The 19,804-nt window shown below is 72.0% G+C and carries 12 protein-coding genes and 1 pseudogene; 7 read left to right on the top strand and 6 right to left on the bottom strand.

What is annotated here, in order from left to right; genetic code table 11:
• The first annotated feature begins 61 nt into the window (after positions 1 to 61).
• Entirely contained in the window at positions 62 to 3,277 is a 3,216-nt protein-coding gene (locus AAH991_RS37045) for a tetratricopeptide repeat protein (protein ID WP_346230620.1), read from the top strand.
• Positions 3,278 to 3,334: 57 nt separating this feature from the next.
• On the opposite strand, the gene AAH991_RS37040 is transcribed toward AAH991_RS37045, so the two are convergent.
• From AAH991_RS37040 to AAH991_RS37030, 3 genes are read right to left on the bottom strand one after another with little or no spacing between them, the layout of a single operon-like run.
• The gene (locus tag AAH991_RS37040) at positions 3,335 to 4,663 is read right to left on the bottom strand and encodes an MFS transporter (RefSeq protein ID WP_346230619.1); all 1,329 of its coding nucleotides are present in this window, start codon (positions 4,661 to 4,663) and stop codon (positions 3,335 to 3,337) included.
• Positions 4,660 to 5,556, bottom strand: a complete 897-nt coding sequence (locus AAH991_RS37035; protein WP_346230618.1) for a polysaccharide deacetylase family protein — start codon at positions 5,554 to 5,556, stop codon at positions 4,660 to 4,662. Before AAH991_RS37035 ends, AAH991_RS37040 begins: the two co-directional genes overlap by 4 nt.
• The gene (locus AAH991_RS37030; protein ID WP_346230617.1) at positions 5,553 to 6,764 is read right to left on the bottom strand and encodes an ROK family protein; all 1,212 of its coding nucleotides are present in this window, start codon (positions 6,762 to 6,764) and stop codon (positions 5,553 to 5,555) included. The genes AAH991_RS37035 and AAH991_RS37030 overlap by 4 nt, the downstream gene beginning before the upstream one ends.
• 119 nt (positions 6,765 to 6,883) lie before the next feature.
• Here AAH991_RS37030 and AAH991_RS37025 point away from each other — a divergent pair, with 119 nt between their 5' ends.
• From AAH991_RS37025 to AAH991_RS37005, 5 genes and pseudogenes are all read left to right on the top strand, one after another.
• Entirely contained in the window at positions 6,884 to 7,975 is a 1,092-nt protein-coding gene (locus tag AAH991_RS37025) for an ADP-ribosylglycohydrolase family protein (RefSeq protein ID WP_346230616.1), read from the top strand.
• 60 nt (positions 7,976 to 8,035) lie between these two features.
• A pseudogene (locus AAH991_RS37020) lies at positions 8,036 to 8,698 on the top strand (DNA/RNA helicase domain-containing protein); the annotation flags it as partial.
• Between the two features lie 87 nt (positions 8,699 to 8,785).
• Positions 8,786 to 9,412 (top strand): hypothetical protein, encoded by a 627-nt coding sequence (locus AAH991_RS37015; RefSeq protein WP_346230615.1) that lies wholly within the window; start codon positions 8,786 to 8,788, stop codon positions 9,410 to 9,412.
• Positions 9,413 to 9,541: 129 nt separating this feature from the next.
• Entirely contained in the window at positions 9,542 to 12,382 is a 2,841-nt protein-coding gene (locus AAH991_RS37010; protein WP_346230614.1) for a tetratricopeptide repeat protein, read from the top strand.
• Between the two features lie 48 nt (positions 12,383 to 12,430).
• Positions 12,431 to 14,737: a WD40 repeat domain-containing serine/threonine protein kinase gene (locus AAH991_RS37005; RefSeq protein WP_346230613.1), complete on the top strand. Its 2,307-nt coding sequence runs from the start codon at positions 12,431 to 12,433 to the stop codon at positions 14,735 to 14,737.
• A 153-nt stretch (positions 14,738 to 14,890) separates the two neighbouring features.
• Here the strand turns inward: AAH991_RS37005 and AAH991_RS37000 are convergent, their stop codons facing one another.
• Positions 14,891 to 15,313, bottom strand: coding sequence for an Hsp20/alpha crystallin family protein (locus tag AAH991_RS37000; protein WP_346230612.1), 423 nt, complete (start codon positions 15,311 to 15,313; stop codon positions 14,891 to 14,893).
• A 292-nt stretch (positions 15,314 to 15,605) separates the two neighbouring features.
• On the opposite strand from AAH991_RS37000, the gene AAH991_RS36995 reads away from it, so the two are divergent.
• On the top strand, positions 15,606 to 16,532 hold the full coding sequence (locus AAH991_RS36995; RefSeq protein ID WP_346230611.1) for a sigma-70 family RNA polymerase sigma factor: 927 nt from the start codon (positions 15,606 to 15,608) through the stop codon (positions 16,530 to 16,532).
• A gap of 116 nt (positions 16,533 to 16,648) precedes the next feature.
• On the opposite strand, the gene AAH991_RS36990 is transcribed toward AAH991_RS36995, so the two are convergent.
• Positions 16,649 to 17,551 (bottom strand): serine/threonine-protein kinase, encoded by a 903-nt coding sequence (locus AAH991_RS36990; RefSeq protein WP_346230610.1) that lies wholly within the window; start codon positions 17,549 to 17,551, stop codon positions 16,649 to 16,651.
• Positions 17,548 to 19,734, bottom strand: coding sequence for a UvrD-helicase domain-containing protein (locus AAH991_RS36985; protein ID WP_346230609.1), 2,187 nt, complete (start codon positions 19,732 to 19,734; stop codon positions 17,548 to 17,550). Before AAH991_RS36985 ends, AAH991_RS36990 begins: the two co-directional genes overlap by 4 nt.
• Between the last annotated feature and the right edge of the window lie 70 nt (positions 19,735 to 19,804).

The following is a 19,804-nucleotide window of genomic DNA, read 5'->3' as shown; positions in this document are numbered from 1 at the left end:
TCGCCGCCGAAGGTGGCGGTACCGGAGATCTGTCGGGGGATGACAGCGAAGGGGTCGTGACATGGCGAGACCGCCCGGCGACCGTGGCGACGGTGTGCAGGTCTTCCTCGGCTACCTGACGCAGGCACGGTCGGCGGCCTGGAACCCCTCGGTGCAGTGGCTGTCCCGCCATTCCGGCATCCCGAGGACCACCGTCGAGTCGCTCGTCGACGGCACGCGTAAGCGGCTGCCGAACTGGACCGCACAGGTCGAGCGCCTGCTGGAGGCCTACCGCGAGAAGGTGACAGAGGACGAGCGCGGGGATCCCGACGCGGTGCTGGGCGACATGGCGGCGTGGAGGCAGGCCTATGACGAGGCGCAGAACGGCCGGCGGCCGGCCTGCCCTCTCCCGATGGCCGCCGCCCCCGTCCCACCCCCGGCCACAGCGGGACCTGGCCGGCCGATCGGGTGGTTCCGGCCGCTGGACCTGGAGGTCCATCCGGCGATTCGCGTCGACGCCGCCGGCCGGGAGCTGGAGGAGTTGCCCGCCTACATCCCCCGATCACATGACGAGACCCTCGCCCAGTTGGTCAGCGAGGCGCGAGCGGGAGAGTCCCGGCTGGTCGTGCTGGTCGGCGACTCGTCCACGGGCAAGACCCGCGCCCTGTGGGAAGCGGTCCGGACCCTGCCCGAATCGTGGCGGCTGTGGCACCCGATCGAGCCGAGCCGTCCGGCGGCGGTCCTGACCGAGCTGAGGTCGATCGGCCCGTACACCGTGGTGTGGTTGAACGAGAGCCAGCACTATCTGCTCACCGCGGATCCAGCCGTCGGGGAGCGGATCGCCGGCGGGCTCCGGGAGTTGCTGCGGGCTCGGGAGCGAGGGCCGGTGCTGGTGCTGGGCACCCTGTGGCCCGCCTACTGGAAGGCTCTCACCGCGGTCCCGCCCACCGGTCGGCCCGATCCGTACGCGCAGGCCCGCGAGCTGATCAAGAACGCCAGCATCCGCCTTCCCGAGTCCTTCACCGGCACCGACCTCGACACCGCAAGCCGGCAGGCGGGGAACACCGGCGATCCCCGGCTGGCCGAGGCCTTGCGCCGGGCCCCGGAGGGGCGGTTGACCCAGTACCTGGCCGGTGGTCCAGCGCTGCTGGAGCTCTACGACAACGCCGAACCCGCCGCCCGCGCCGTCCTGGACGCGGCGATCGACGCCCGGCGTCTCGGTCATGGTCCGGCCCTCCCCCACCTCCTGCTCGCAGAGGCCGCCCCCGGCTATCTCGGCGACGAGCAATGGCACCTGCTCGGCGACGACTGGCTCGAACGCGCCCTCGCCTATCTCACCGATCACCGCTCCTGCCGGGGAGCCCGCCCGCCGCTGACCCGGCTCAGACCTCGTCCGGGCGCCGGTCACGCCCCCGCCGCACGAAGCGGGGGTGAGCCGGCCTATCGCCTCGCCGACTACCTCGAACAACACGGCGCCCGCACCCGCCGCTTCCTCTGTCCCCCCGCCACCTTCTGGAACGCCGCCACCCGCCACGCCGCCTCGGTGAGCGACCACCGCGCTCTCGCCAAGGCCGCCCGCGATCGCGGGCGCAATCGACACGCCTTCGCGCTGCACCAAGCAGTCGCCGACGCGGGCGATACCAGTGTGCTGCGGGACCTGGCACGGATGCGGGAGCAGACCGGCGAGCACGAGAGCGCGGAACGCCTCGCCCGCGCCGCCGCCGACGCCGGTCACTTCCTCGCGCTGTGGGACCTGGCGCGGGCGCGGGAGCAGACCGGCGATCAGGAAAGCGCGGATCGACTCGCCCGGGCCGCTCTCGACGCCCGCCGCATCGCCGCGCTGCTGCCGGAGATGGCGCGAGAGCGGGAGCAGGCCGGCGACCACGAAGGCGCCGAACACCTCGCCCGCGCCGCCGCCGACGCCGGCCACACCTACGCGCTGTTCGACCTGGCGGCGACGTGGATCCAGGCCGGCGACCACGAAGGCGCCAGACGCCTGTATCAGGCCGTCGAAGACGCCGAGTTCGCCACCGACCCGCTGGCCGAGATGATAAGGAAGCGACAGCAGGCCGGCGACCACGAAAGCGCCGAACGCCTCGCCCGCGCCGCCGCCGACACCGGCCACACCACCGCGCTGCGGAACCTGGCACAGGAGCGGCACCTGGCCGGCGACTACGAAAGCGCCGAACGCATGTACCAGGCGATCGCCGACGCCGGAGACACCTCCGCGCTGGACGACCAGGCGCGGGCGCGGGAGCAGGCCGGTGACCACGAAGGCGCGGAACGCCTGTACCGGGCCGCCGCCGACGCCGGCCACACCTACGCGCTGCGGAAGCGGGCGCGAGAGCGGGAGGAGGCCGGCGACCACGAAGGCGCCGAACGCCTGTACCAGACGATCACCGACGCCGGCCACACCAGCGCGCTGGGCGACCTGGCACGCATCCGGGAGCAGGCCGGCGACCACAAAGGAGCAGAACGCCTCACCCGGGCCGCCGCCGACGCCGGCGACACCTACGCGCTGCGGGACCTGGCGCGCATGCGGGAGCAGGCCGGCGACCACGAAGGGGCCGAACGCCTGTACCGGACGATCACCGACAGCGGCTCCACCAGCGCGCTGCGGGACCTGGCACGCATCCGGGAGCAGGCCGGCGACCACGAAGGGGCCGAACGCCTCGCCCGCGCAGCCGCCGACACCGGCCACGCATTGGGGCTGCGGGAACTGGGGTGGAAGCGGAAGCAGGCCGGCGACTACGAGGGCGCCGAACGATTCGCTCAAGCCGCCGTCGACACCGGCGACACCTCCGCACTGTGGGACTTGGCGGAGGTGCGGGAGCAGATCGGCGACCAGGAGGGCGCCGAACGATTCGCCCGCGCCGCCGCCGACATCGGCAACATCGGGGTGCTGGACGACCTGTCGTGGAAGCGGGAGAAGGCCGGCGACTATGAAGGGGCCGAACGCCTGTACCAGGCGATCGCCGACACCGGCCACACCACCGCGCTGCGGGACCTGGCGCGGGTGCGGGAGCGGGCCGGCGACCAGGAGGGCGCCGAACGATTCGCCCGGGCCGCCGCCGACGCCGGTCGTCCCTACGTGCTGTACGAGCTGACGCAGATGCGGGAGCAGGCCGGCGACCACGAAGGCGCGGAACGCCTGGCCCGGATCGCCGCCGACGCCGGCGACGCCACCGCACTGTACGACCTGGCCAAGCGGCGCGTGCAGAAGGGACAGGGGGGCCGGTGGGCAGACCTGCTGCGATTCGGGCTGGAGGCGGACGGGTCGGCTGCCCGGCCGTGGTGAGGCGTACGGCCAACCACCTTCCCCGTCACCCCGCCGACGCCGCGGGCCGGCGCCCGGTCATGACGACGGGCGGCCCGAGCCGGGCTCCCGGACCGCGACGGAAGCACGGGGTGACGCGCCCTCCCGCAGCGGGTAGAGCAGGAAGCAGCCGAACGCCACCGCGAGCACCGCCAGGGGCAGCAGCCCCATCATCAGCCGGACCCCCGTGACGACGGAGTCCGGCTGGACCGCGGCCCCGTTGCGGTAGCCCGAACGGGCCAGCACGACGGTGATGATCACCGCCTGCAGGGACACCGCCCAGCGGACGATGAACCCGTTCATCCCGAAGTACATCCCCTCACGCCGGGCGCCCGTCCTTCTCTCGTCGTCGTCGATCACCTCGGCGAGCAGAATCTCCAGGAGGACCAGCATGCCCGCGATCCCGACCCCGACCGCGGCCCCGGTGACCGCCGCGAGGGCGAGGGTCCCGACGATCAGGAACGGCACGAGCGCCACGCCGTACACGACGATCGCGGCGAGGATCGCCCGCCGCGGGCCGAGGCGGGTGGTGACCCGGCTCCACACGTAGACCATCGGGATCGCGGTGACGAACACCGCACCCAGGATGACGGTGTTGGCGGAGTCGGCCTCGCCCAGGGCGTACTTGGTGAAGAACGGGATGCCCGCCTGCAGCAGGGCGAACGTGAGCTGCAGCAGGAAGCTGCCCGTGACGTAGGTGACGAAGGCGCGGTTGGCGAGGGTGTGGCGGAGCGCGGTGAGGAACCCGAACCTCTCGCGCTCCACGCGGGTGCGCTCGGCCGAGCCGCGCAGCGACAGCGCGAAGCAGGCCAGCGCGACGACGCCGAAGGACACGCCCATCGCGGCCCATCCGATCGCGCCGTACAGCAGGGGCGCGGCGGCGACGCCGACGATCATGCCGACGATGGCGAACATCTGCCGCCATGACGCGGCGGCGGCCCGCTCGGCGATGGTGGTGAACATCTCGGGGAACAGCGCCACGTAGTTCAGGACCACGACGACGAACAGCACGTCGTAGACGAGGACCGCGATCAGGAAGTACCAGAACCTCGGGGTCGCGCCGTCCACCAGCGGGATCCAGATCATGGTGAACGCCGCGGCCAGCGGCGCCATGCCGATCGCGATGTACGGCACCCGCCTGCCCCAGCGCGTGCGCGTCCGGTCGGAGACGTGCCCCACGAGCGGATTGAGCACCGCGTTGACGATGCCGTGGATCACCATGGCGACGCCGATGAGCGACGGGTCGACGCCCAGGTGGTCCACGTAGTAGAAGGTGGCGAAGGTCGCGAACGCCTGGCTGAGCAGGTTGACCGACAGGTTGCCCGCGCCGTACGCCAGCACCTGACCGCGCCTCGTCGAGCCCGTCATCGGGTTCTCTGCAGCGTGCGCAGGTCCGACCAGCCGATGAGCCGGACGCCCTCCTCGGCGATGGCGCGGCGGACCTCCGGATCGGTGAACAGGCGCAGCTCCATGCCGCGTTTCGCGTGGTGCGGCATAATCTGCCGGAGCTCGCCGGTGTCCTCGAACGGGTGGATGTAGATCTCGGTGACCCCGGGGCGCAACGCCCGGATCAGCCCTGCCATGTCGTCCCGGACCGTTTCGTACGTCTCCCCCTCGGCCAGTTCGAAGGGCAGCGTCCACAGCCGGTCGAGGATCACCACGCCCGCCGCGTCGGCGGCCTCGGCCCTGGCCCGCGCGAACGGCTCCAGCTCCTCCGGCAGGCCCATGCCGTCGAGGGTCCGGGGCAGCCGGAACGGCAGGCCGTGCTCCGCGCACGCCGCGAAGACCACGTCGAGGAAGTCCCTGCCCGTGGCCAGGCCGTACAGGCTGCCCATGTGGTTGTCGGCGTGCGACGGGTCGAGGCCGAGGGCGACGGCCCTGCGGATCTGCGCGTCGATCTCCGCGCGGACCTCCTCGGGGTCGGCCCGCTCTTCCACCGTGCGGGAGTCGGCCGGGAAGTAGCCGGCATCGTCCACGAGCGAGGGCACCGCGCGGTCACGGGTCACCGGTCCCCACCGGTATCCCTCCCACTCGCTGGTGAACGTCAGGTGGACGCCGACGTCGTAGCCGCCCGCGACGGCCGTACGGACCGCGTCGGGGGCCCACGGGCACGGCGTCATGACGGTGGCCGAGCTGATGGCGCGGGCGGCGAGCAGGGAGGTGATGCCGGTGTTCGCCGCCCGGCACATGCCGTAGTCGTCGGCGTTCACGATCAGCAGCCGGTCTTCCGGCCCGGCGCCGAGCCGTTGCGCGAGGTTCACGTGATGTCCCCTTTCCCGGGTTCGGCGGGCCCGCCGAGGTCCGTGTCGTACGGCCGGCCGCCGGTGACGGCCGCGAAGGCGCGTTCCCGCGCCCGATGGCGGGCCAGCCAGGCCGCACCGCGCAGCACCGCGTCCTCGGGGACGCCGCTCGCGATGATCCTGATCGGCAGCGGCGCGGCGTCCCTGGCCAGGTGACGGCGGATGCGCCCGAGCAGCAGGTCGGCGCTGGCGCCGAACGCGCCGCCGAGCACGAACAGCTCCGGCTCGATCACCAGGGCGATCGATGCCGCGACGTGGGCGATCCTGCGGGCGGTCGCGTCGACGACCGCCAGCGCCCTCTCGTCGCCGCCCCTGGCTCGTTCGAAGATCTCGCGCGGGGACGGGCTGCCCTCGATGCCGGCCTGCCTGGCCTGTTCGGCGATGCGGCGGGCGCCGATCACCTCGGTGCCGAGCTCGGTGGCGGGATGGGGCAGGAACCCGACCTCACCCGCTCCCCCGGCGAATCCCCGGTGGAGACGGCCGCCGAGCACGATCCCGGCGCCCAGGCCGACCCCGGCGCCCAGCAGCACGAAGTCGGCGACGTCCGCGCACGAGCCGAACCGCTGCTCGGCGACGGCGGCGAGGTTGACGTCGTTCTCCAGGAGCACAGGGACGGGCAGGTCGCGCTCGATGGCCTCCGCCAGGCCGCGGCCGCCCTGCGGCAGCCCGTACGCCCGCCTTACCGTGCGGCCGTCACGCGCCACGACCGCGGGCACGCCGACGACGGCCTGGCCGACGGCGTCCGGCTCGGTCCCGGCCCGCTCGGCGCACTCGGCGGCGAGCGCCGCCACCGTCGCCGCCGTGTCGGCCACCTTGCGGCGCGGCGCCCGCGTCTCCGCCCGGGCCAGCACCTCCCCCGACGCGTCGACGAGGACGGCGCGGACGCGCAGGTGGCCGACGTCCACCCCGAGCCCGAACGCGCAGCGCGGGGCGATCCGGTAGAGGGTCGCGGCGGGCCCCCGACGGGTGGTGTCGGCGCCCGCCTCCTCGACGACCCGGAGCGTGAGAAGCTCGCGCAGCGCCTGGGCGACCGTGGTCTTGGACAGGCCCGTCGCCCTGGTGATCTCCGGGCGGCCCAGCGGCCCCTCGCGGTCGACGACGTCGAGCACGGCGCGGGCGTTGATCGACCGGAGCAGGCCCTGCGGCCCGGCCAGGTAGTTCCCGCTCACGCTCACCCCGCGTTCCGGCCCGAGTAGGACGGAAAGTTTCCTACTCGAGGTGAGCACCGTTTCTATCCGATCGGCGACTCCGCGACAAGAGGGACGGTTTTGACGCTACGGTGCAGATTGTGAGCGATGTTCCGTTCGGTGCGCGGGTGCGCGGCTGCCTGCTGGGTGGGGCGATCGGCGACGCCCTCGGCGCCCCCGTCGAGTTCGACTCGATCGCCGCGATCCGCCGCGATCACGGTGAAGCGGGGCTGACCGATCTCGCGCCCGACTGGGGTGGCAGGACCGGCCGGATCACCGACGACACCCAGATGACGCTGTTCACCGTCGAGGGGCTGATCCGCGCCCGCGTACGCGCCGGAGAGAGAGGCATCGGCGGCGGCGAGGTGCACGTGGTGCGCCACGCCTACCTTCGCTGGCTCGACACCCAGGAACATCGCGTGCCGCCGCCCGCGGACGGCCTCGTACGCACCGGGTGGCTGCGCGAGCAGGCCTGGCTGTACTCGCGTCGCGCGCCCGGCAACGCCTGCCTGTCCGGGCTGCACGCGAACCTCGGCCCGCTCGCCGCCCCCGGCATGCCCGGCCCGGTCAATCCCGGTTCGAAGGGCTGCGGCACCGTCATGCGTTCCGCCCCTTTCGGACTGGCCACTCGCGACCCGCGCGAGGCCTTCACGCTCGCGGCCGACTGCGCGCAGATCACGCACGGACACCCCACCGGCTATCTGGCGGCCGGGGCCTTCGCCGCGCTGGTCTGCCTCCTGGCCCAGGGCGCGCCGCTGGCGGAGGCCGTCCAGGACACCCTCGCGCTGCTCGCCGAGCGGCCCGCGCACGAGGAGACCACCGCCGCGATCGAGGCGGCGGTCGCCCTTACCGGGACGGCAAAGCCCTCGCCCGAGGCAGTGGAGACGCTCGGCGGCGGATGGGTGGCCGAGGAGGCGCTCGCGATCGCGGTTTACTGCGCGCTGGTGAGCGGCGAGGACATCGAGCGGGCGCTGCTGCTCGCGGTCAACCACTCCGGTGACAGCGACTCGACCGGCTCCCTCTGCGGCAACCTGCTCGGCACGGTGCACGGAGAGCCGGTGCTGCCGCGGCGCTGGCTGTCCCGGCTGGAGGGCCGGGACACCGTCGTCGAGCTCGCCGACGACTTCACCGCCGCGTTCACCGGCAAGTTCACCGGCGGCCGCCTCCCCCGCGACAAGTACCCCGGCTGCTGACCCGCACCCGGCACCGCGTCCGCGGCCTGTCCGCGCCGCCGTCGCCAGGCGCACGCGGAGTCGCTAGGCCTGACCGTCCACCAGGTGGACCTGGACGCCCAGTTCCGCTGCGGTGGCAGCCGGGCGTACGAGGAGTGGGTGCTGCGGCTGCTGGGCCTCAACGGCGAGGAGCCCGAGGCGTGGTCCGGCGACGCCAACTTCGAGGTCACGCTCGCCGAGTCACCGTACGAGCTGGAAGGGCTGCTGCGCGGCAAACTCGACGACGGCTACTCGGCACGGGTGACGGCCGGTTTCTGCTGGCGGTGGAGCGACCCGGACGGCGATCGCCTGGTGCCCGACGTACAGGTCGACGGCTGGTCCAAGCCGTGGAACGTCAAGGGTGACCGCGCCGTCGGCGACGCCCCTCCCGCCGCACTGTGGGCCACCATGACGGGCGGCTTCGAGCAGGTCGGGTGCGTGTACACCGCCCAGGGCTTCGAGTACGACTGGAACGGCGTCATCCTCGGTCCCGACCTCGTCTACCGCGACGGCCGCCTGGTCACCGTACGCGCGGCCAGCAAGGACCCGGAGTTGATGAAGAAGTCCGTCACCGACGAGCAGGCCGACCGGCTGATCCGCAACACCTACAAGGTGCTGCTCACCCGTGGCATGATCGGCACCGCCGTCTATTCGGTGGACGCCAAGACGCAGGACTTCCTCGCCTCGCTGCTGCCGGAGCGATGAGGCAGGGCTGCCTCTCTGGACGGCGTGCGGACAACTTTGCTCAGCTCGAGCAGTTGAACCGAAGCAGAGGAGAGACGACGCCGGGCCATGACCTTCATCACCCTGCGGCAGGCCGCGGACCGCTTCGACATCTCGCTCGCCGCCTTGCGCAAGCTCGCGGCAGCGGGCCTGCTCCCCGTGGCCGGTCATCCCGGCGCCGCGCAGGTCATCCCCGAGAATGTGGCGCGGCGCATCGCTCATCGCTCCCATGTGACACCGCGCCTCCTGTCCACGCCCGCGCGTACGAACACCATTGCGGTGCTGCGCGTCGACGTGGCCAAGCCGGTCCCCGCCGAGGATCGGCCCTACATCGGCTTCCACGCCGATCTGGCACCCGAGCACCTGCTGGAAGCACTCCGCGGCTGGTGGGTGGGCAATCCGGAGAAGATCGCGCGGGCCGGCGTTCTGCCCGTGACACTCGGCGGCTTCGTCGTGGCGGTGCTGACGGGTCTGGGCGACTGGGACAGCAGGTCGACCGGCGACGGGCCGATACGTCACCGGTTCGACGCACGGCTCGCCGGTTACATCACCGACCTCGACGCCCCCGCCAACGCGGTCCGGAGCGGCTCACCCGGCGACCTGCGGATCGCCGAACGCGTTCTCGGCAAGCGGCTCACATCCAACTCGGGCGGCCCTATCGCCTATCTCACCTTTCAGTCGCAAAGCCAAACCTAGTCGTGTATTGAGTTCACGAGATCGCTGCTGCTAAGGTCTTCGTCGAGATGGATCTATACATCTCTGTCCGGATTGCGCCATGATTCGGACGTTGTCACGTTCCATGCTGGTTGGAGATGTCCTGCGGACATGTCGATAGTCATCCGTCAGTACCAGGACCTGGCCGCCGCGCATCCCGAGCTCTTCGACGCCGGCGTCTCGCGTGCGCTCGACGAGCTGTGCGCCCGGCTCGGGGACGACCTCGTCGCACCCGAGCAGATGGTCATCGACGAGCCCCTGTTCGTGCAGGCCGAGCTGCCCGTCCGGCTCGCCGCGCTGGCGGACCGCCTTGCCGCACAGGGACGGGTCGCCGACGAACTCGACGTGTGCCGCCTCGTGCTGGACCTCCGGCAGCGGCTCGGCGGCGAGTTCGGCATCGCGCAGGCCACCAGCCGACTGGCTTCCCCTCTCACGGTTCTGGAGGAGTTTGACGAGGCGCTGGCACTGCGCCGGGACGCCTTAAGCCGTATGCGCAGGCTCGCCGCCGAGCAGGAGGACCGTTGGCACGCGGTCGTCGCGGAGGCCGAGGCGCTCACCGCGCTGCTCGTCCGCCTGGGCAAGGTCGCGGAGGCCACAGTCGTCGCGAAGCGCCTCGTGGGCGATGTGGCGAGAATCCGCCAGGAGTGGGCCGAGCCGCTGCACGCGTCTGCTCTGCGGCTGCACGCCCGGATGCTCTGCGCCAAGGGCGAGCACGCGGAAGCCGTGGCCGCCGCCCGGCAGGCGGCGGAGACGTTCCGCGCCCTGGACGACTCCTACGAAACGGCCTGCACGTACACGGTGCTGAGCGACATCCACCACACGGCGGGCGACCTCCTCGCCGCCCGCCGCGCTTCCGAGGAAGCCCTGCTCGCCGCGCAGCAGGACCCGGCGGACCGGGTGACGCTGAGCCTGGCGTGGGGCGGTCTCGCCGTACGGCACATCGACCTCGAGGAGTGGAACTCCGCCCACGACGCCCTGCGGGAGGCTCTGGCGCTGAGCGCGCCCCGGTCGGCGGTCCGCGCCCGGCATCTCCGGCAGCTGTGCGACGTGCTGGTCCGCTTGGAGGACTCCGAGGCCGCGCTGGAGGCGATGAGCGAGGCCGTCGGCATCTATCGCGAGCTGTCCCTGACCGACCCCGGCGAGTACCTTCCCGAGCTGGCGATCTGCCTGGTCAACCTCGGCATCCGGTACGCGGCCGCCGGACGTGGCGCCAAGGCCGTGTACGCGTCGCAGGAGGCGGTCAAGCACTACCTGCACCTCGCCGAGACGGATTCGGCGTGGTCGCTGGACCTCGCACAGGCGTACGGCTGCCTGAGCGAGCGGCTGGCCGAGATCGACCGGCACGACCGCGCGGCCGAGGAGGCGCGACGGTGTGCCGAGCTCTATCGGCAGGCTGCTGATCCGCGGCTCGGCGAAGCGCTCAGGACGCTCGGCACACTCCTGCACTCCGCGGGCGACTACGAGGCCTCGGCCGCCGCCACGGCGGAGGCCGCCGCCCTGTTCCGGGCGTCCCGGGATCTGCCCGAACTGGCGCACGCGCTCTACAACGCGGCCATCACCGCGAGGGTCGCGGGACGACCCGAGGACGCGCTCCGCGACGCACTCGAATCCGCCGAGGTCTATCAGCGGCTCTACGACGACGACGACCCCGCCTGGTATCGCGGGCTGGCCGGCGTGCTGTGCTTCCTGGGCACGCTCCGCGAGGAGAGCGGCCGCTTCGAACACGCCGTCACCAGCCTGGAGCGGGCGGTCAGCCTGCTGGAGCGGGCGTACCGGCCGGGGGACGTCTGGCAGGGGCACAGGCTGGCGTCCGCCCTGCACGACCTCAGCCGCTGTCACGAGGCCGAAGGACGCCTCGACCGTTCGCTGAGCCTGATGCGCAGGTCGCTGTCCCTGTACGGCGAGCTCGCCCAGCAGGATCCCGACGGTTTCCGTACGCGTCTCGCCTCGGCCTGGGTGTCTCTCGGCGTGTACCTCTGGCGTACGGACCAGCCGGACGAGTCCCGCTCGGCGCTGCGGATGGCCGTCGACCTCTATCGGGAGGCGGGCGACCACGCCGGCCTGGCTCACGCGCTCGGCCTGCTCGCCGACCGCACCGCCGACACGGGTGATCTCGACGCCGCGCTCCGCATGGCGCGGGAGGCCGTCGAGATCCTGGAGGAGCTGGCCCTGGACCGCCCGGAGCCGTTCCTCCGGAAGCTGGCCGTGGCCCTCGACAGGCTGGCCGCGCTGCTCTGCCCGCCGACCGGCGACCTCGCGGCCCTGCCGTACGTGGAAAGGGCGGCCGACATCTGGGCCCGGCTCGGCGAGACGGAGCATCTCGTGGGCTCGCTGGAGCAGAAGTTGTTCCTGCTGACCTGCCTCGGCCACGACACCGACGACGTCGTGGGGCATCTGAGCGAGGTGCAGCAGGACCTGGCGCGCACCGTGCGCACGCTGAACGACGTGGCCCAGGACCTGCTCCGCGGCGGCCTGCTCGACCATGCCAGGCGGCACCTGGACCGCGCGAGCGCTCTGTGGGAGATCCATCTGCTCCAGGAGCCCGACGCCGATCCGATCCCCTATGTCCACGTGCTCGACTCGATGGCCACTCTCCTCGACCGGCAGGGCAGGCCGGACGAGGCCGCCACCGCGCAGACGGAGGTCGTGAAGATCTTCGAGGAACGCGCCTCTGCCGCCCCGGAGACCTTCCTCGCTCCCCTGCCCGTGGTCCTCGGCCGCCTGGCCGGATACCTGCGTGACGCGGACCGCCCGCTGGACGCTCTGCCGTACCAGAGGAGATGCGTCGAGGTCCTGGAACGCCTCGCCGCCGACGACCCGGGCCACCGCCCCGCACTCGTCACAGGGCTCGGCGACCTCGGCGACCTCCTGCGGAGTCTCGGCCACGAGGACGCCTCCGCCGTGCTCGACCGTGCCGCCACCCTCCGCGCGGCGCTGTCCGGCGAGGACTGAGTTGCCGGCCCAGGATGAGGACGCGGTGGGCCCGCCGGACGGCGAGTCGTGAGCCCCGCCGCCAGGAACACGCAACCGCTCAGGCCGAACGACCCGCCGACGATCGGTGGCCACAGGATCACCGGTGTCATCGGGCAGGGCGGGCAGGGCGTGGTGTATCTGGGCACCGCTCCCGGTGGCGGGAGGGTCGCCGTCAAGGTGCTGCACGCCCGTTTCGGCGCCGGAGACCGGGACCGGCTGCTGCGCGAGGCCGACCTCGCCCGCAGCGTCGCCGCCTTCTGCACCGCCCGGGTGCTCGACGCCGGCGTCTGGCAGGGCCAGGCGTACGTGGTCAGCGAGTTCGTGGACGGCGGGTCGCTCGAAGAGCTCGTCCTCGCGGAGGGGCCCAGGGACGAGGGCGGGCTCACGCGGCTGGCGATCGCCACCCTCACCGCGCTGTCCGCCATCCACGAAGCCGGCATCGTGCACCGGGATCTGAAACCCGCCAACATCCTGCTCGGCCCGGAGGGTCCCGTCGTCATCGACTTCGGCATCGCCAAGGTCGTCGACGCCTCGTCGGCCCGGACGAGCGCACCCATCGGCACTCCCGCGTTCATGGCCCCCGAGCAGATCGCGGGCACGCGGGTCGGACCGCCGGCCGACATCTTCAGCTGGGCGGTCACCATGGCGTACGCCGCGACCGGACGCATGGTCTTCGGCGGCGACAGCGTCCCGGCCATCCTCAACCGGATCACGCACCACGAGCCCGACCTGACCGGCGTACCGGACTTCCTCCGGCCGGTGCTCACCCGATGTCTGGCCAAGGACCCCGCGGAACGGCCCGCCATCCCCGATCTCGTCTCCGCCCTCACCCGGAACGCGACCGCGTCCTCCGCACGCGCCGGCGCCGCCGCTCCCTCCGCTTACCCCGGCCGTACGCTGCGCGTCACCCGGAAGTCGCCCTTCCTCCACCGGGTGCACTGGTCGCCGCGTGCCCGCTGGTGGGTGACGGCCGGCATCGTGGCGACGGGCGGCGCGATCACGGTGTTCGCGGCCGCCGCCCTCGTCCCTCAGGACTCCGTTCCCGAGCCGGACGGCATGCCGGCCGCCGTCCAGGTCCAGCCGTCCGTCGCCTCGACACCGACCGTGCTTTCCCTGCCGGTGTCCTCCCCGACGCCGTCTCCCTCGAAGCCCGCAAGCCCGCCGCCCTCCCCTTCCGTGCCGGAGGATGACCCGGCCGAGGACGACCCGGCCGAGGACGACCCGGCCGAGGACGACCCGGCCGAGGACGACGAGCGGACCGAGGACGAACAGGGCGACGACGAGCAGACGGACGACGTGCGGGCCGAGGAGATGTCGCCGACGTGGAGCCTCGCGGCGGCCGGCGGACCCTTCGCGCTTACCGGAGCCAGGGGCGCCGGCGACCTGGCGGTCGTGGAGATCGGCGGCGCGCAGCGGGTCGTGTCCGGCGGCCCGGACGGCAAGGTGTGGCTCTCCGCGCTGACCGGGGAGAAGTCCTCCCGGCGGCTTCTCGGCACCATGGACTCCCTCGTCGACCATGTCGCGGCGACCATGGCCGGGGGCCATCCGTACGTCGCCGCCGCCAGCAGCCTGGGCACCGTCCGCGTGTGGGACGCGGCGACAGGAGCCGTCCTGGTGCCCAAGGTCACCACCGGATGGACGGGCCGGATCCACGCGCTCACGCTGGGCACCTACCACGGCCGGCCCGTGGTGGCGTTCGCGCACGACAGCGCCGGTGTGGTCGTCGGGGACGTGAGAGCGCGGTCACTGATCGGCAGGCCGCTGCTCGCCAAGGGATCGCCCTTCCTGGACTCCCAGGTGAACGACCTGGCTCTCGGCCACGTTGACGGGCGGGACGTCGTCGTGGCCGGCGCCCGCGACGGACGCGTACGCGTCTTCGACGTCGCCACCGGCAAGCGGGTCGGCAAGGCCGTCGACCACGACACGGAGGGGAACGGTGTCGAGATAAGTGTGGTGACGACGGGCTCCGGTTCCGGCCGGCAGCTCCTGGCGTCCGGCGACACGGGCGGCGCCGTCCGAATCTCCGATCTCGCCACCGGCAAGCGCGTGAGCTCTTTCTGCGAGAGCCGGTTCGCCGGCCGCCAGGTCAACGACCTCGCCTTCGCAACCGTCGGCGGGCGGGACGTGCTCCTCGTCTCCGCCGGCGAGAACCTGCGCCTTTGCGACCTGAAGAGCGGTCAACTCACCGAACTGGAGGTTCCGGGCTCCGACCCCGGTCACGGGGTCATGCGCATCGCCCTCGGCCACCTCGGCAAGAGATCCGCCCTCGTCATCGGCCGGGACGATGGAAAAATCCGCACAGCCCTCTGGCAGCCGCCGACCAAAAGGCAGTGACCAATCCAAGCGGCGCTGGGGGCCGGCCGCGGGCACCGGTCGCGCTGCCCAGAGCTCGATGGGGGACAGCGGCGCGCGGGAAGGGACGGGGGCCGACCGGCTCCCCGCCCCTTCTTCTACGGCTCTCGCTGGGCACGAAGCCCTGTCTCGTGCTCAGTGCTGGACGAGGATCCTGCGGTCGGTGGGCTTGTCCTCCTCCTTCAGACCGACCGTGATCTCCAGGACCCCGTCCTTGTAGACGGCCGTCACGTCCTCGGCCTCGGCCGTCGGGGGAAGCGTGATCGTGCGGGAGAACGCGCCGTAGGCGATCTCGGAGCGGCGCGGCTCCTTGGCGTCCATGGTCTCCTTGGTCTTCTCGGCCCGGATGTGGAGCATCCCGTGGCCCACGGTGACCTCGAGGTCCTTGTCCGGGTCGATGCCGGGCAGCTCCGCCCGCAGCGTGTAGCGGCCGCCCGCGACGCAGTCCTCGACTCTGATGATCTGGCCGAACGGCCGGAACCCGTAGACCGGGCTCTCCAGCAGTTCCAGCAGCTCCGGGAAGGGGAACCGGCCCTGGCTCCGCTCCGTGAGGTTCATCGTGACCTCCTTGTCTCGATGACGACACCTCAAGCACACACCCGGCGCATCCTCCTCAGCAGAGCCGGAAGTCCCATCCCGAGGCCCCGAATCACACGCCGCCCCGGGCCGGGCGTCCCTCCCGGTGAGGACCTTCGGCGACGCTGCGGGCATGGCGTCCTGACGGCCGCGCGGTGATCGAGGACCTTCGTCACGCCGTTCCGGGCCCATCGCCGCGTTCGCCTCGCCCGCCGCCGCGTCACCGTGAAGGTGCCGAAAGTCGCCCGCGCACACGGCGGTTGGAGGAGTGACGGTGGACGAGCGTGGATACATCCCGGGAGCGTTCGACCCAGGCCTGCTCGAGACGTATATGGCTCGCATCGGCCGGACCCCGCTGCTGACCGCACGGCAGGAGGTCGAGCTGGCCCGGCGCATCGAGGCCGGTGTGTACGCCCGCCATCTGCTCGACGAGAACCCCGGCCGGCCGGAGGCGGCCGAGCTGGAGATCCTGGCCGGCGACGGCCTGCGGGCACGTGATCATCTGATCCGCGCCAACCTCCGCCTGGTGGTGTCGATGGCCAGGCGGTACCTCCACCGGGGCGCGTCGCTCTCCGACATCATCCAGGACGGCAACCTCGGCCTCATCGAAGCGGTGGACCGCTTCGACCACCGCCGGGGGTTCCGCTTCTCCACCTGCGCTGCCTGGTGGATTCGCAAGGCGATCCAGAAGGGGCAGGAGACGAGCGGGCCCATTCGCATTCCCGGGCACGTCCGGGATGAGCTGCACCGGCTGGCTCGGGCCGAGGAGAAACTGGTGGGCGAGACGGGTTACGAGCCCACCGCGGAGCGCCTGGCCGAGGAGCTGGGGCGGCCGGTGGAGCGCGTCCTCGCCTGGCGGCTGCTCGCGCGCAACTGCGTCTCCCTCGACGCCCGGCCGCCCCTCAATCAGTCGCCGCAGCACGAACCGGTGGAGCACGCGACCGGGGCCCGTCCGGAGGCGGCGCTCGAACAGGCCGCCCTGACCGATGCGCTCCGCTCGGCCAGGGCCGCCCTCGCGCCCCGCCAGGCGCTGATCGTACGGCTGCGGTTCGGCCTCGACGGCACGCCGGAGCAGACCCGGCGGCAGACCGCCGAGACGGTGGGGGTGCCGCACCAGTGGATGAGCCGGCTGGAGCGCGAGGCGCTGACCCGCATGCGTGATCACGACGGAGGCAGGACGCTCGCCGCCTGGGCCGGCTGAGACACGGGAGCGAGGCCGCCGCCGCTCCCGCGGCGCCGTATTCACCACGGCAGGGGGTCGAAAGCTGGGCGTGGCATCGCCCCTCTTGCAGGAGAGCGCCTACCGATCGACCACCTTCACCGGACAGCACCCAAGCTCGAAATGACCATCGTGTACATGTGCGCAGGATCGCTGGACAGGTCCGGGGCGACCCAGCCGGGAAGCGGGCGCAGGTCACTGATCCACGGCAGGAGGCTCCGGTAGACGGCGGTCGCATCGGAGGGGCGATGAGCCGGATCCTTGGCAAGCAGCCGGCGCGTCAGCTCCTCCAGCTCGGCGGGCACTCCCGCCATCGGCGGCGGATCCTCTTCCCTGCTGCGGGCGATCTCCCGCAGCAGGTCGCGGGACTGGTACGGCCGATCGCCGGTGAGCAGTTCGTACAGGACGCAGCCGACGGTGTAGAGGTCACTGGCCCGGCTGGCGTCCGCCCCGTCGATGAGCTCGGGCGCCATGTAGCGAGCGGTGCCGGGAACCTGCCCGGTCTGTGTGATCCGGGAGAACTCCCCGGCGCCGAGCGACGCCGCGACGCCGAAGTCGATGACTTTGACCGCCCCGTCCCGGCACAGCACGAGGTTCTCCGGCTTGACGTCGCGGTGGAGCAGCCCCGCCTCGTGCGCCGCGGCCAGCACGGCGCACACCTGGGCGCAGATGAAGGCCGCCCACGGCACGGGCAGGCTGCCCGCCTCGTCCTTGAGCTTGCCGATCGAGTCGCCGCGCAGCGCCTCCATGACCATGTACAGGTCGCCGTCGTCGCCGAAGTCGTAGACGACGGGAACGCCCGGATGGCGAAGCCTCGCGGTGATCCTGGCCTCGCGGTTGAAGCGCCGCCGTGCCTCCTTCTCCGCGGCCAGGTCGGCGCCGTTGATCAGCTTGATCGCGACCGGCCGGTTGAGCCGCAGGTCGGTGCCTTCCCACACCTCGCCCATGCCGCCGCGGCCGATGGGCGAGGTGACCCGATAGCGGTCGGCGATGGTCCTCACGGCAGGAACCTGCTCTTGGTGCCGTGCCAGCTGATCACGACGCTGTCCCGCGCACGGGTGGCGGCGACGAAGAGCAGCGACCGGGCCCGCTGCAGCTCCCGCCGGAAGCGCAGCGGGTCGTCCTTCTCGAACGCGAGGATCCGCTCGCCGGGCAGTCGGCCCTCCGCGACACCGGCGAGGATCATGCGCTGATACTCCAGCCCCTTGAACCGGTGCATCGTGCCCACGTGGACGGGCGCCTCGACGAGCTTCGGCCCGTCGGGGCCGATGGACGCGGCCATGATGCCGGCCCTGCCCAGGCGGTTCTCGACCTCGGCCACCATCCACCGTTCGGGCACGCAGACCGCGATCGAGCCTCCGCCCCATTCCTTGACCAGCTCGGCGATGCCGTCGAGCTCGGCGGCCCAGGTGGGGTACGGCGTGAGCACCGGGTCGGGCCCGCGCAGCACCGAACGGTAGCCGGTCAGGTCGTCGGTGCCGTCGTCGAGGTCGTCCCACTCCTCCTCGCCGAGAAGGCGGCAGGCGGTGCCGAGGATCTCGTGGGTGGTGCGATAGCTCAGGGTCAGCTTCGACGACCGGCCCCGGATGTTGACGCCCAGACTGCCGAGGGAGACCTGGTTGGCGTAGATCCGCTGGTGGGTGTCGCCGGCGATGAACAGGTCGTCCGGGCCTTCGGGCACCATCGCGCGCAACATCCGCCAGTGCGCCGCGCCGAGGTCCTGCGCCTCGTCGACGACGATGTGCCGGTACGGGTGCCTGTACCAGATGCCGGACTCGTGCTGCAGCTTCACCGAGCTGATCTGGTCGGCCTCGTACGTGGCGATCGCCTTGGCCCGCTCGATCGCCAGTCGCGCGGCCCGCTCGGCGACCTGCCGGAAGGTCCACAGCTTCCTGTCGTCAAGGCGCATAACGTAGCGCTCGACGAGCTTCCAGATCTCCGCCCGGTCCTGCCTGCTGATGGCGCGGCCCCGCCCGGCACGGCGGGCACGGAAGTAGTCGGCTCTGGTCGCGACGCCCTGGCCCAGGATGACCTGTGACCATTCGGCGTGCAGGAACTCGGCGTCCCACTTGTGCTCCCCCAGCTCGTCGAGGAGCTCCTGCCACTGGATGACGGCTTTGGTGTCGTCGATCCACTGCCGCCCGGTGCCGGCCTGGGTGGGGGCGACGAGGTCGCTGGCCAGCTTGTCGATGTTGACGATGTCGACCCGCTTGACGATCTCCTGCCCGGCGAGGTCGAGCAGCCGCCGCCGCAGGTCGGCGGCGAGGTTCTTGTTGAACGTCGTCAGGAGCACGTCCTTGCCCTCGCCCGGACCGAGCCGCTCGACCAGGTGCTTGACCCGGTGCAGCGCGACGATCGTCTTGCCGGTGCCGGGACCGCCGGTGACACGGGCGGGGCCGCTGTAGACGCGGTCCACGATCTTCTGCTGCGTGGGGTGCAGAAAGACCTTCCAGCGTCCGAAGTCGCCGTCCTCCAGCACCTCCTGCAGGGCGGTGTCCTCGGTGGTCACGACCGTGGCGGGACGGGCGAGCGCCGCCTGGTAGTCGTCGGTGTCGACCGTCTCCTCCACCGCGACCGGTGTGGTGATCTGGTCCATGACCTCGTCGACCGTCTTGCCGTCGTACAACGCGAGCAGCACCTCACCGGTGAGCTGCGGCGCGTACGTGGTCAGGCCGAGCAGTTCGTCCTCGGTGGTGATCTTCGCGATCAGGGGAAGCAGCGGCTCCGCCACACCCAGGCCGAGCAGGGTCTCTGCCGGAAACTTCGCGAACAGCGGCTCCGGCGAATTCTCCTCGGCGGGAGGCATGGCCGCCGGGGTCGGCTCGGGCTCCGCGGCGACCTTGCCCCCGATCGTCAGCAGGTCGAGGAACTCGATGCCGCCCGTCACCGGGTTGATCTGATAGGCGAACTTGTCCAGGTTGTCGTAGACCTCCTGGCGCGGTTTCACCGCGACCAGGATGTAGTCGCCGCCCCCCGCGTGGAGCAGCAGCGCCCGGTAGTCAAGGTTCACCCGCGCCGAGTACAACCGCGGGTGCCCCTTGAGCTGCTTGAACCGCAGACCGGGGCTCTCCGGATCCTGGCGGAACTTGTGCTGGAAGTCGTAGATGGCGCCCTTGACCGCGCGCGGGAGCTTGAGGATCTCCTTGTCGGCCTTGTCGAGGAGCCGTAACGTCACCGTGCTCACGCGACCTCCTTCACCGGCGCGATACCGCCGTACCGGTTGCTCCGCCCGCTCACCGGGCCTCCGCTGTATT

Origin of the sequence: Microbispora sp. ZYX-F-249 (assembly GCF_039649665.1) — a bacterium.
GTDB lineage: Bacteria > Actinomycetota > Actinomycetes > Streptosporangiales > Streptosporangiaceae > Microbispora > Microbispora maris.
The sequence above is the reverse complement of the archived record's forward strand: the minus strand, read 5'-3'. Positions and strand labels throughout refer to the sequence as shown.

What these genes read in the sequence shown, in the direction of transcription:
- AAH991_RS37045 (WP_346230620.1), top strand. Translation starts at nt 62, where the DNA reads ATGGCGAGACCGCCCGGCGACCGTGGCGACGGTGTGCAGGTCTTCCTC.
- AAH991_RS37000 (WP_346230612.1), bottom strand. Translation starts at nt 15,313, where the DNA reads ATGAACCTCACGGAGCGGAGCCAGGGCCGGTTCCCCTTCCCGGAGCTG.
- AAH991_RS37010 (WP_346230614.1), top strand. Translation starts at nt 9,542, where the DNA reads ATGTCGATAGTCATCCGTCAGTACCAGGACCTGGCCGCCGCGCATCCC.
- AAH991_RS37040 (WP_346230619.1), bottom strand. Translation starts at nt 4,663, where the DNA reads ATGACGGGCTCGACGAGGCGCGGTCAGGTGCTGGCGTACGGCGCGGGC.
- AAH991_RS37015 (WP_346230615.1), top strand. Translation starts at nt 8,786, where the DNA reads ATGACCTTCATCACCCTGCGGCAGGCCGCGGACCGCTTCGACATCTCG.